The 10,872-nt window shown below is 69.4% G+C and carries 11 protein-coding genes; 6 read left to right on the top strand and 5 right to left on the bottom strand.

Annotated elements, in window-relative coordinates:
• Nucleotides 1-10: 10 nt before the first annotated feature.
• Genes ACFV15_RS14940 through ACFV15_RS14925 form a run of 4 tightly spaced genes read left to right on the top strand, consistent with a single transcriptional unit; the run spans nucleotide 11 to nucleotide 4,738 of the window.
• The gene (locus tag ACFV15_RS14940) at nucleotides 11-2,050 is read left to right on the top strand and encodes a hypothetical protein (protein ID WP_378350970.1); all 2,040 of its coding nucleotides are present in this window, start codon (nucleotides 11-13) and stop codon (nucleotides 2,048-2,050) included.
• A 9-nt stretch (nucleotides 2,051-2,059) separates the two neighbouring features.
• Entirely contained in the window at nucleotides 2,060-2,749 is a 690-nt protein-coding gene (locus ACFV15_RS14935; RefSeq protein ID WP_378350968.1) for an SDR family NAD(P)-dependent oxidoreductase, read from the top strand.
• A gap of 10 nt (nucleotides 2,750-2,759) precedes the next feature.
• Nucleotides 2,760-3,908, top strand: a complete 1,149-nt coding sequence (gene dgoD, locus ACFV15_RS14930) for a galactonate dehydratase (protein WP_378350966.1) — start codon at nucleotides 2,760-2,762, stop codon at nucleotides 3,906-3,908.
• Nucleotides 3,902-4,738 carry a DUF4380 domain-containing protein gene (locus ACFV15_RS14925; protein WP_378350964.1) on the top strand — a complete coding sequence of 279 codons (837 nt, stop codon included), beginning with the start codon at nucleotides 3,902-3,904 and terminating at the stop codon, nucleotides 4,736-4,738. Before dgoD ends, ACFV15_RS14925 begins: the two co-directional genes overlap by 7 nt.
• A gap of 15 nt (nucleotides 4,739-4,753) precedes the next feature.
• On the opposite strand, the gene ACFV15_RS14920 is transcribed toward ACFV15_RS14925, so the two are convergent.
• On the bottom strand, nucleotides 4,754-5,197 hold the full coding sequence (locus ACFV15_RS14920) for a MarR family winged helix-turn-helix transcriptional regulator (RefSeq protein WP_378350962.1): 444 nt from the start codon (nucleotides 5,195-5,197) through the stop codon (nucleotides 4,754-4,756).
• A gap of 66 nt (nucleotides 5,198-5,263) precedes the next feature.
• Here ACFV15_RS14920 and ACFV15_RS14915 point away from each other — a divergent pair, with 66 nt between their 5' ends.
• Nucleotides 5,264-5,653: a nuclear transport factor 2 family protein gene (locus ACFV15_RS14915; protein WP_378350960.1), complete on the top strand. Its 390-nt coding sequence runs from the start codon at nucleotides 5,264-5,266 to the stop codon at nucleotides 5,651-5,653.
• On the opposite strand, the gene ACFV15_RS14910 is transcribed toward ACFV15_RS14915, so the two are convergent.
• Nucleotides 5,637-6,488 (bottom strand): helix-turn-helix transcriptional regulator, encoded by an 852-nt coding sequence (locus ACFV15_RS14910; RefSeq protein WP_378350958.1) that lies wholly within the window; start codon nucleotides 6,486-6,488, stop codon nucleotides 5,637-5,639. The genes ACFV15_RS14915 and ACFV15_RS14910 overlap by 17 nt on opposite strands.
• A 144-nt stretch (nucleotides 6,489-6,632) precedes the next feature.
• Between ACFV15_RS14910 and ACFV15_RS14905 the strand changes: the two genes are divergently transcribed.
• Nucleotides 6,633-7,544: an NADP-dependent oxidoreductase gene (locus tag ACFV15_RS14905; RefSeq protein WP_378350956.1), complete on the top strand. Its 912-nt coding sequence runs from the start codon at nucleotides 6,633-6,635 to the stop codon at nucleotides 7,542-7,544.
• Here the strand turns inward: ACFV15_RS14905 and ACFV15_RS14900 are convergent.
• The 3 genes from ACFV15_RS14900 to ACFV15_RS14890 all read right to left on the bottom strand — a co-directional run bounded on the left by ACFV15_RS14900 (nucleotide 7,517) and on the right by ACFV15_RS14890 (nucleotide 10,825).
• Entirely contained in the window at nucleotides 7,517-9,277 is a 1,761-nt protein-coding gene (locus ACFV15_RS14900; protein WP_378351037.1) for a fatty acyl-AMP ligase, read from the bottom strand. The genes ACFV15_RS14905 and ACFV15_RS14900 overlap by 28 nt on opposite strands.
• Before the next feature lie 18 nt (nucleotides 9,278-9,295).
• The gene (locus ACFV15_RS14895) at nucleotides 9,296-9,787 is read right to left on the bottom strand and encodes a DUF2127 domain-containing protein (protein WP_378351036.1); all 492 of its coding nucleotides are present in this window, start codon (nucleotides 9,785-9,787) and stop codon (nucleotides 9,296-9,298) included.
• An 84-nt stretch (nucleotides 9,788-9,871) separates the two neighbouring features.
• On the bottom strand, nucleotides 9,872-10,825 hold the full coding sequence (locus ACFV15_RS14890) for a LysR family transcriptional regulator (RefSeq protein ID WP_378350954.1): 954 nt from the start codon (nucleotides 10,823-10,825) through the stop codon (nucleotides 9,872-9,874).
• Between the last annotated feature and the right edge of the window lie 47 nt (nucleotides 10,826-10,872).

The following is a 10,872-nucleotide window of genomic DNA, read 5'->3' as shown; positions in this document are numbered from 1 at the left end:
CTACAACGCCGTGGCTCGAAGAATGTTCGTCGCGCTGCTGACCGTCCTCTTGGGAGCGACCATGATCGTTCCGGCGAGCGCCGGTGACGACCAAGGTGCGCCCGAGTACTACGACAGCGGCCTCGCGCCCACCCCGTACCTGGGCTGGAACACCTACTTCGCGATCGGGGCGCCCAGTGAGGCGTCGATCAAGTCGATCGCGGACCACATCATTTCGTCCGGCCTGAGGGACGCGGGCTACAAGTACATCTGGATCGACGGCGGCTGGAACGCGCCGAATCCCCGTGACGCGCAAGGGAACCTGGTCGCCGACCCGGCGAAATTCCCGTCCGGGCTGTCCTCGTTGGTCGGCTGGCTGCACGACCGTGGCCTGCGCGCGGGCATCTACACCGACGCCGGACCGTCCGACGGCAAGAACTGCGCGGCGGGCAGTGGCGGCGGCTACTACGAGACGGACGCGAAGCAGTTCGCGCGCTGGAAGTTCGACGCCATCAAGATCGACTTCCTGTGCGGTATCGCGGCGAACCTCAAGCCCGCGCAGGCGTTCGCCGAGTTCAGCAAGGCCGTGCGCAAGGCGGGCCGCCCGATGCTGCTGAACCTGTGCAACCCGGTCACCGACGTGTGGGGTGTCCCGCACGGTCCCGACCAGGTCGCGGGCATCGCGTACACCTACGGGCCGACCAACGCGGACTCCTGGCGCACGGACACCGACGTCGCGTTCGGCACACCGTACGAGGGCATCTGGCGCGACATGCTGCGCAACATGGACGACAACGCCGCGCATCCCGAGGCGAACGGTCCCGGTCACTACAATGACCCCGACTACCTGATTCCCATGCGCAAGACCGAAAAGGGCACCTACGAACTCAACGAGGAGGAGTCGACCACGCAGTTCGTGATGTGGTCGGAGATGGCCTCCCCGCTGATCATCGGCTCCGACCCGCGCACGCTCCCGGCGTCGATGATCGAGACGCTGAAGAACCCCGAGATCCTCGCGGTCAACCAGGACCCGCTGGCCATCCAGGGTGTCAGGGTCGCGGACGGTGTGTACAGCAAGGTGTTGTCCGGTAAGGGAAAGCGCGCGGTCGCGCTGCTCAACCGCGGCGAGGCGCCCGCGTCGATGACGGTCGACTTCGCCGACGCCGGGCTCGGAGGACAGGTGTCGGTGCGTGACCTGCGTGCCCGAGCCGACCGTGGTGTCGCGACCGGGTCGTACACCGCGACGGTGCCCGCGCACGGCACGGTGTTCGTCCAGCTCAAGGGCACGGATCTGGTGCCGGGCAACGATCTTGGCGGCACCGCTTCGGCGAGCCCGGCGATCGCCAGAGCCGACGACACGCACGCCGTCGCGTTCGTCCGCGACCAGCGCGGTGAGCTGCAGCAGCAGGTGCTGAACGGGACCACCTGGTCCGGCAAGTGGACCCCGGTCGGCGGCCGGATCCTCGGCCAGCCCTCCGCGTTCGCCGCCGGCGACCGGGTGGACGTCTTCGTGCGCGGCACCGACGATGCCGCCTATCAGCGGACCTCGTGGAAGGGTAACTGGGGACCATGGGTCAACCTCGGCGGCAAGCTGACCGACTCGCCTTCGGTCGACTTCACTTCGCCGAACTCGTGGACGCTGGCCGGGCGTGGCACGGACGGCAAGGTCTGGAAACGCACGGCTCAGAGCGGCTGGAGCAGCATCGGCGCGCCGAAGGACCAGCCGATCTACGGGCGGCCGAGCGCGGCGGGCGGGCAGGTCGCGGTGCGTGCCGCGGACGACAGTGTGTGGACCTACGCGAACGGTTCCTGGGCGACGCTCGGCGGCGTGGTCAGCGGTAGCCCGACGCTGCTGGCGACGGAGGGCCGTGTCTACCTGTTCGCGCGGGCCAGCGATTACACGCTCTGGCAGATCAACCGGGCCGACGGCGCGTGGGGCACTTGGTTCAAGCGGACGGAGTTCGCGAGCAATAGCCTGGTGGGCGCGGTCGGCGCGGCCGCGGGCGCGAACGGCTCGGCGTGGGTCGTGGTCCGCGGACCGGACGACCGCGTGCACCAGGCGAAGCTTTAGGGAGTGCCGATGTCGAGCGTGGTGGTGACGGGAGCGGCGTCGGGGATCGGCGCCGCGACCGTGCGGAGGCTGGCTTCGGCCGGGATCGGGGTCGTCGCGGTGGACGTCGCGCCCGTGGACCTCGGTGTGCCGTCCGTCGTCGGCGACGTGACCTCGGAGGAGACCTGGCAGGAGGTGCTGGCGGTGGCCGGGGGAGTGACCGGCCTGGTCAGCAACGCCTACACGGCCGTGGTCAAGCCACTGCACGAGATGGACCGTCCTGAATGGACACGCCAGCTGGAGGTCAACCTCACCGGCGCGTACCTCGGCGTGCGGGCGTGCCTGCCGTCGCTGATCGAACGGCACGGCTCGATCGTGCTGGTCTCGTCGGTGCACGCCAAGTTCGGGCTGCCGGGCCATCCCGCCTACGCGACGACCAAGGGTGGTCTCGTGGCGATGGCGCGGCAGCTCGCCGTCGAGTACGCGCCCCAGGTGCGGGTCAACGCGGTGCTGCCGGGCCCGGTGCTCACCAGGGCCTGGGACAGGGTGAGCGCCGAGGACCGGGCGCGCAGCGCGGCCGCGACCCCGGCAGGGCGGCTCGGCGATCCGGCGGAGGTCGCCGAAGTGATCGCGTTCCTGCTGTCGGCGGCGGCCTCGTTCGTCACCGGCGCCGAATTCGTGGTCGACGGCGGCTGGTCGGCCGCCAAGGACTCCTCGTGAAAGGGAAAGCGTGAAGATCACCGGGATCGAGACGTTCCTCGTGGCGCCGCGGTGGCTGTTCCTCAAGGTCAGCACCGACGAAGGCGTCAGCGGCTGGGGCGAGCCGGTCGTCGAGGGCCGCGCGGGCACCGTCCGCGCGGCCGTGCACGAACTGGCCGAGCTCGTCATCGGCCAGGACCCGCTGCGCATCGAAGACCACTGGCAGGTGTTGCGGCGCGCGGGTTTCTACCGCGGCGGCCCGGTGCTGTCGAGCGCGCTGTCCGGTTTCGACCACGCCTTGTGGGACATCGCGGGCAAGGTCCGCGATGTCCCCGTCCACGAGCTGCTCGGCGGTCCGGTCCGCGACCGCGTCCGCGTGTACTCGTGGGTCGGCGGCGACCGCCCGTCGAACATCGCCGAGGCCGTGTCCGAGCAGGTCGAAGCCGGTTTCACCGCGGTGAAGATGAACGTCTCCGGCCCGTTGACGCCGATCGCCACCCCGGCCGAGGCGGCTGCCGCCGTGGCACGCGCGGAGGAAGCACGCTCGGTGCTGGGCCCGGACCGCGACCTCGCGATCGACTTCCACGGCCGCGCGTCACCGGCCATGGCCCGCCGCCTGGTCCGCATGCTCGAAGACGTCCAGCCGATGTTCGTCGAGGAACCGGTCGTCCCGGAACTGCAGGGGAGCACGCTGGCTTCGGTGGTCTCCGCCTCGACCGTGCCCATCGCGGTCGGTGAGCGCCTGTACTCGCGCTGGGACATCAAGCCCGCGCTGGACGCGGGTGTCGCCGTGGTCCAGCCGGACCCCGCGCACGCGGGCGGTATCTCGGAACTGCGGCGCATCGCGTCACTCGCGGAGATCTACGGCGCCCAGCTCGCCCCGCACTGTCCACTCGGGCCGATCGCGCTCGCGGCGAGTCTGCAGGTGGCGTTCGCGACGCCGAATTTCCTGATCCAGGAACAAAGCCTGCGCATGCACTACAACGTCGGCACGGAACTCGTGCACTACCTCGTCGACACCACGCCCTTCGACTTCGTCGACGGCCACGCCACGCGCCCGCTCGGTCCCGGCCTCGGCATCGAGATCGACGAAGCGGCGGTCCGCCGGGCCGACGAGACCGGCCACGCCTGGCGCAACCCGGTCTGGCGCCACGACGACGGCAGCCTCGCCGAATGGTAGAGGTCATCTGGCTGGACAACGGCGTCCTGCGCCTGGGCTTCGTCCCTGCGCTGGGCGGCCGTTTGCTCTCGCTCGTCTTCGAAGGCTCGGAAGTGTTGTGGCGCAACGCTTCCTTGCTGGACGATTCGCTGCAGCCGATCGGCCACACGCCCGCGCCGGTGTCGGGCACCATGGGCGACTGGGTCAACTACGGCGGCGACAAGACCTGGCCCGCGCCCCAGGACGAGTGGCTCGGCCCGCCGGACCCGGTCCTGGATTCCGGCCCGTACACGGTGTCCGGAGAGCTGGTGCTGACCAGTGCTCCCGATCCCCGGACCGGGTTGCAGCTGTCGCGGCATTTCAGTCTGCTGCCCGGTGCCTCGTCATTCCACTTGCGACTGACCGCCGTGAACATCAGCTCACGCCCGGTGCGCTGGGCATTGTGGAACGTCACCCAGCTACCGCCTGGAGTCGTCCATGTAGGACTGGACGGTCCGCCGGTCGAGCTGATCGGCTCGGTCTCGTGCCGCGACGGCGTGATCCCCATCCAGTCCACTGTGGGCAAACTGGGCTTTCCCGGCAGCACCGGCTGGGTCACGCATGTCGGCCCCGAGGTCAGCCTGACGCAGCGGTTCACAGTGGACATCGGCGCCGAGTACCCGGATTCCGGCTCCCCGCTGGAAGTCTGGCTCGAATCCCCGCAGCCGGAACCGATCGCCTGGCTCGGCGGCCTCAACCCACCCGACCACATCGTCGAATGCGAGGTACTCGGCCCGCTCACGACCCTCGCGCCGGGCGAGCGAACCATCCTCGACATCGACTACGAGCTCGTGAGTGGTACGGCCGGTTAGAACCGGCCGTACCACTCACGACCCCTGCTGGTGGTGGGTGAGCAGCCGGGTCAGCAAACGGGTCAGGGTTTGGCGGTCGTCGGCCGGCAGTGGCTCGAGTAGGACGTCCTGCACTTTGTCGAGTGCTTGCTCCAGGCGCCGCAGCTGCCGGTCACCGGCTTTGGTGAGGGAGACCATGTTGCGCCGCCGGTCGTCCGGATCCGGGGTCCGCTCGACGAAACCCCGCTCGGCCAGTTCGTTGATCGCCGCGACGACATCGCTGCGGTCCATGCTGACCCGGCGCCCGAGTTCGGCCTGGCTGGCGACCCCGAACTCGTGCAGCGCGACCAGGACGCGGTAGTGGTAGCCGCGCGCGCCCGCCTCGGCGAAGCCCTCGGAGGCGAGCCGGTGGGCGTGCACGGCGAGCTGGGTGAGCAGCCAGCTCGGCTTCGCGGCCAAGCGCGCGGGGGTGTCCTCCATGGCGGAACCTTACATCGTTGGCGCGGCCAACTGTATAGTTGGCGGCACCAACAACCGAAGGATGCCATGACCGACCGGATCGAGATCGCCGACCTGTTCTCCCGCCTCGCCCGCCTGCTCGACGACAAGCGCTGGGACGACGCGGCCACCGTGTTCACCGACGATGTCGCACTGCACTCGCCGCGCAACGGCGAATTGCGGGGCCTGGACAACGTTGTCGCGTTCATGCGGCAAGCCGAAGTGCCGGGGGAGTCCACCCAGCACACGACCACGGATCTGCTGGCGGACATCGACGGGGATCGGGCGGCCACGTCGGCGAACTCGGTCGTGTACTTCTACCGCGACGGCGAAGCGCCCCACCGGACCAGCGGTCTGCGCATGGACTGCACCGTCGTGCGGACGCCTGACGGCTGGCGCTTGGCCGAGTCGTGGACGACGCTCATGTGGACGCGCTGACCGGGAACTCCTCCCGGCCCACCACCCGCAGCAGATCCAGGTACTCCCCGAACGAGGTACCCGGCGGAGCCGTGAACACCTCGAGCCGCTGATCCTCCGACGGCGTCAGCAGGATCTCGCAGTCCAGCTCCAGCAGCCCGATCGTCGGGTGCTTGACGTGCAGCCTGCTCCGGCGGCGCATGCCGACCTCGTGCAGCTCCCACAACCGTGAGAACTCGGGGCTGGCCGCCTGCAAGCGGCTGACCAGCTCAGTCGCGGCAGGGTCGTCGACGCGCCTGGCGACGGCCGCGCGCAGGTCGGCGACGTGCTGGCGGCTGTAGTACTCGTGCTCCTCGACCGGGTAGGCCGCGCGGAGCACCGGGTCGGTGAACCAGCGCCAGAAGATATTGCGGTCCTTCGGGCGCGTCGTGCAGACCGTGCCGAACAAAGCCTCGGCCAGCGCGTTCTGGGCGAGCACGTCGCCGAGGTCGCTCAGGATCTGTGCGGGGGTGTCGCTCAGGCGGTCCAGCAGGAACTGCAGGCCGGGGCGGATGTGCTCGCCGGCCTGCCGGCCGGCCGGGGGACGGTGACCCGCCAGCAGGTACAGATGGTCGCGCTCGTCGTCGTTCAGGCGGAGCGCACGCGCCATCGAACCCAGGAGCTGGGTCGATGGCTGCGGGCTGCGTGCCTGTTCGAGGCGCATGTAGTAGTCGGTGGACATGCCCGCGAGCATGGCGACCTCTTCGCGGCGCAGGCCCGGCGTGCGGCGGCGGGCGCCAGGGGACAGGCCCACGTCGACGGGGCGCAAGCGCTCGCGGGAGCGGCGCAGGAAGTCGGCGAGATCGTCGCGGTTCATGGCCATGACCTACTCAACCGAAGCCCGCTGCCTGGCATTCCGGCGCTCCCTGGGATCGCCGGTCCTAGGGAAACCGGTCCGTTTTTACGCGGCTCGCGGCCTGCCAGATTCGGTGGTGTCCACTTCGGAAACAGGGAGAACACCATGAAGGCAGTCAGGTTCGACAACTACGGCGGCATCGACGTCCTGCAGGTGAAAGACGTCGAGCGTCCGGTGCCCGGCGCGCACCAGGTGCTGGTTCAGGTCAAGGCGGCCGGGATCAACCCCGGTGAGGCCAAGATCCGCAACGGTGACCTGCACGCCATGTGGCCGGCCACCTTCCCCTCGGGTGAGGGCAGCGACCTCGCCGGGATCGTCGTCGCGACCGGCGACGGCGTCGAGGGCTTCAAGACCGGCGACGAGGTGTTCGGGTTCACCAACAAGCGCGGCAGCCACGCCGAGTTCGTGCTCGTCGAGGACGACGAGCTGCTCATCAAGCCGGCGGACGTGCCGTGGACAGTGGCGGGCTCACTGTTCGTCGCGGGTACGACAGCGGTCGCCGCTGTCCGCGCCGTTGACCTCGGGCAGGGCGATGTCGTCGTCGTGTCCGGCGCCGCGGGCGGTGTCGGGTCGATCGTCGTGCAGCTGGCGGTCAACGCGGGCGCGACCGTGATCGGGCTCGCCGGCCCCGGCAACCACGCGCGGCTCAAGGAGCTCGGCGCGATTCCGGTCGCGTACGGCGAGGGCGTCGCGGACCGGATCAAGGCCGAAGGCACGCCGGTCGCGTTCATCGACACCTTCGGCAGTGGATATGTCGACCTCGCGCTCGGACTCGGCGTCGCGAAGGAGCGGATCAACACGATCATCGACTTCGCCGCCGCGGCGAAGCACGGCGTCAAGGCCGAGGGCAACGAGGCGGCGGCGACCACCGAGGCGCTCGCCGAGCTGATCGCGCTGATCCAGCAGGGCAAGCTGGAGATCACCGTCGCCGCCACCTACCCGCTCGCCGAGGTCCGCGAAGCCTTCCGTGAGCTGGAGCGCGGGCATACTCACGGCAAGATCGTCCTGGAACCCTGAGCCGCTTCGAACGCCGTCCCGGCGAAGGAGCCGGCGAGGTAGGCGGACCGGCAGGCCGCGCGGCGCACCTTGCCGCTGGTCGTCTTCAAGACCAGGCCCGGCTTGCCGACGACGACGGCGTGGCAGACGAGCTGGTGGTCCTTGTGGATCCGCGAGGCCACCACGTCCGCGATCTCCTCGATCTCGGCGTGCGGGACCCGGTCCTTGCGGGTCTCCACGAAGAGCACCACCCGCTCGTCGTCGTCGCCGGGCACGCCGAACGCGGCCAGCCCGCCGGGGCGGACCTGCGGATGGCAGTCGCGCACGCTCTCCTCGATGTCGACCGGGTAGACATGGTTGCCGTGCACGATGATCAGGTCTTTCAGCCGCGAGGTGAGGTACAGCTCGCCTTCGTGGACGAACCCGAGATCACCCGTGCGCAGGAACTCGCCGCGGGCGTCACCGTCCACTCGCGCGCGGAACGTCGCCGCGGTCTCCGCCTCCTGGCCCCAGTACCCGAGTGCCTTGGTCGGCGAGTCGACCCAGATCTCGCCGACCCGGTCCGGCGCGCACGGGCGGCGGGTCTCGGGGTCGACGATCAGCAGCCGCGCGCCGTCCTTGGTCAGGGCGCCGCAGCCGATGTATTCGACGCCGTCCTCGCCGGGACGCGGCACGACGAGGCCCTTCTCGAGCGCGGCCTTGTCCACCCACAACCTGCTCTTGCCGCCCATGGTGACGCTGACCGTGTGCTCGGCCAGCCCATAGGCCGGGCAGAACGTCTCCGGCCGCAGCCCGCTGACCGAGAAGGCGGCGAAGAAGTTGTCCACTGTGGACGGCCGGATCGGCTCCGCGGCGGACAGCACCGAGCGCAGCGTGCCGAGATCCCAGCGTTTCCGCATCTCGGTGGTCGTCTTGCGGACGGCGAGCTCGTACGCGAAGTTCGGCGCGGCCACGTGCGTCGCGCCCACCCGGCTCATCACCTCGAACCAGACGGCGGGGTGCTGCAGGAACGTCAGCGGCGCCATCAGCCAGCTGTGGCCGTTGCCCGCCAGCGTGCTGATGATCATGCTGATCAAGCCGAAGTCGTGGTACTGCGGCAGCCAGGAAACGGCACGCGTCCCGTCGCCGAGCCCGAGGTCGCGCGCGTTGGCGAAGATCTCGTGCGCGAGGTTGCGGTGGGTCACGACCACGCCCTTCGGCGCCGACGTCGACCCCGAGGTGTACTGCAGCAGCGCGGGCTCGTCGGGGCTTTCCGGTTCGTGCCAGTCGTGCGCGAGCACCCGTGCGGGCGCGATCGTGTCCGTCCGGTACCACTTGAGCTTGGGCCAGCGCAGGGTGTCGCGGCTCAGTATCGACGTGACGGACCCGAGTGTGCGCGAACGGTCGTAGGCCGTGTTCGTCAACGCCACCCGCGCGCCGCAGCCGTCGACGACGTTGCCGAAACCGGCGAGATCGGGCTTGAGCCGGAACGGGCGCGGCGGATGGACGGGCACCGGGATCACCCCGGCGATCAGGCAGCCCGTCAGCGCGCTGAGGAAGTCCGGCGACGGCGGATACGCCAGCACCACCCGTTCGCCGGGGGTGAGACCCCAGTCCCGCAAAGCGGCGGCGACCCCTTCGGCGGCCGCGGCCAGCTCGGCGGCGGTGACCGTCAGCTCGTCGTGCCCTTGGTCGTCCACGAAGGTGAACAGCGGCCGCGACGGCTGGTTCTCCACGAGGTCGTGGAAAGCCGTCAGCACGACCACCGGTTCCATTTCGGGCACGGTCAACTCTTAGGGGGTTTCCCGTCCTGACGCAAGCCCGACACCTTTGAGCTCGCGGTATTCACGCAGGACCAGCCCGATGATCGCCAGGTCGAGCGCGGCGAACACGGGCAGCGCGATCGAGTGCGTGTGGACGGCCCGCAGCACCTCATACACCACGAACGCGCCCAGCACGACCGCGGCGATCGGATACGCGCGCACGATCTTGCGCGCGAGCGCCCAGACGAGCGCGAGTTTGATCAGTCCATGTGCGAGCAGGTAGACGATCGCGAAGGTCTTCGAGCCGCCGTTCGCGAAGCCGTCGGCCGCCGCTTGCAGATGCCGGGCGAGCGTGCCACTCGGGTCGCCGAGCAGGTCACGCGTGATCACCGCGTGCGCGAAGCCGGTCACCACGGAGGAGGGGATGACGGCGAGCACGAGCGCGGCTGCCAGCTGCGCCGCGCCGTCGAGTCCTTTGAGCGCGATCGCGATCCTGAACAGCTTCTCCGTGCGGTCCGCCATGTCCGCGAGCTTGCCCGAAAACCGGCGGGGATGCCCGGCGAAGTCGTGTTTCTCGGAGCTGGTGCCCGATCCGAGAAACACGACTTACTTCGAGAGGGTGTTGCCGAGCCAGTTGACGTAGACGGGTGAGCGGCGTGCCTGGTCCCAGTACCCCGTGGCCGCCGCGCTCGCCAGCTGCTCGCAGTAACGCGCGACCGGGCTCTCACTGTGCATCGCCAGCACGTGCCGCAGCTCGGTCTTGATGTCCTTGATCGGCAGTACCGCGATTCCCTTGGCCGTCATGGTGGTCGCCTGGACCAGCATCATGCCGAGCCCGCGTTCCAGGACGTCCCTGGCGTTGTAGCCGCTGAGCCGGTACGCCACGTGCGGGGTGAACCCGGCCTGCTCGCACAGCCCGCGCAGGTACTCGCCGCAGCCGATCTCCAGATCGGCGGGCAGTATCCAGCTCTGCCCGGCCAGGTCGCCGAGACACACTTCGTCCTGATTGGACAGTGGGTTGGTGCTCGCCATCGCGACGAACACCGGCTCGGTGACCACGTCGCGCACGATCACGTCCGGCGGGCGGGGCAGCGGCAGGTTCGGATGCTCCAGCAGCGTGGCGAGTTCGAGTCCGCCGGAAGCGAGCAGGTCCATCGCGTCATGGCCGCCCCGTTGCTGGCGCATGGTGATTTCGGAGTTGGTCGCCAGCTCGCGCAGGCGCTGGATCACCGGACCGGCGAGCGGCGTCGGATGACCGGCGAAGCGGATCACCCTGGGCGCGCTGTCCCGATCAGCGGTGCGGAGCTGGGCCTCTTCGAGGAGTTTGTCCAGTGAGGGCAACAGAACCCGGGTGTGGTCGATCACCAGCTGGCCGAGCGCCGTCGGTCTCGCCCCTTGCTTGTCACGGAAGAACAGGGAACCGCCCAGCATCCGCTCGACCCGCTGTAGCTGATAGGTGAGCGCCGGCTGGGTCAGCCCGAGGCTGGCAGCCGCTTTGGTGAGACTTCCCGCGTCGCCGATGGCACGAATCATTCTGAGCTGACGGACCTCGAGCTCCATGCGGACGAGCATACAAGTAAACCGTTTGGCACGAAACTACCCGGTAA

It is taken from the genome of Amycolatopsis sp. NPDC059657 (genome assembly GCF_042734395.1).
Classification (GTDB): Bacteria; Actinomycetota; Actinomycetes; order Mycobacteriales; family Pseudonocardiaceae; genus Amycolatopsis.
The sequence above is the reverse complement of the archived record's forward strand: the minus strand, read 5'-3'. Positions and strand labels throughout refer to the sequence as shown.

What these genes read in the sequence shown, in the direction of transcription:
- ACFV15_RS14910 (WP_378350958.1), bottom strand. Translation starts at nt 6,488, where the DNA reads ATGAACCGCGACGATCTCGCCGACTTCCTGCGCCGCTCCCGCGAGCGC.
- ACFV15_RS14925 (WP_378350964.1), top strand. Translation starts at nt 3,902, where the DNA reads ATGGTAGAGGTCATCTGGCTGGACAACGGCGTCCTGCGCCTGGGCTTC.
- ACFV15_RS14905 (WP_378350956.1), top strand. Translation starts at nt 6,633, where the DNA reads ATGAAGGCAGTCAGGTTCGACAACTACGGCGGCATCGACGTCCTGCAG.
- ACFV15_RS14895 (WP_378351036.1), bottom strand. Translation starts at nt 9,787, where the DNA reads ATGGCGGACCGCACGGAGAAGCTGTTCAGGATCGCGATCGCGCTCAAA.
- ACFV15_RS14915 (WP_378350960.1), top strand. Translation starts at nt 5,264, where the DNA reads ATGACCGACCGGATCGAGATCGCCGACCTGTTCTCCCGCCTCGCCCGC.
- ACFV15_RS14900 (WP_378351037.1), bottom strand. Translation starts at nt 9,277, where the DNA reads ATGGAACCGGTGGTCGTGCTGACGGCTTTCCACGACCTCGTGGAGAAC.
- ACFV15_RS14920 (WP_378350962.1), bottom strand. Translation starts at nt 5,197, where the DNA reads ATGGAGGACACCCCCGCGCGCTTGGCCGCGAAGCCGAGCTGGCTGCTC.
- ACFV15_RS14935 (WP_378350968.1), top strand. Translation starts at nt 2,060, where the DNA reads ATGTCGAGCGTGGTGGTGACGGGAGCGGCGTCGGGGATCGGCGCCGCG.
- ACFV15_RS14890 (WP_378350954.1), bottom strand. Translation starts at nt 10,825, where the DNA reads ATGGAGCTCGAGGTCCGTCAGCTCAGAATGATTCGTGCCATCGGCGAC.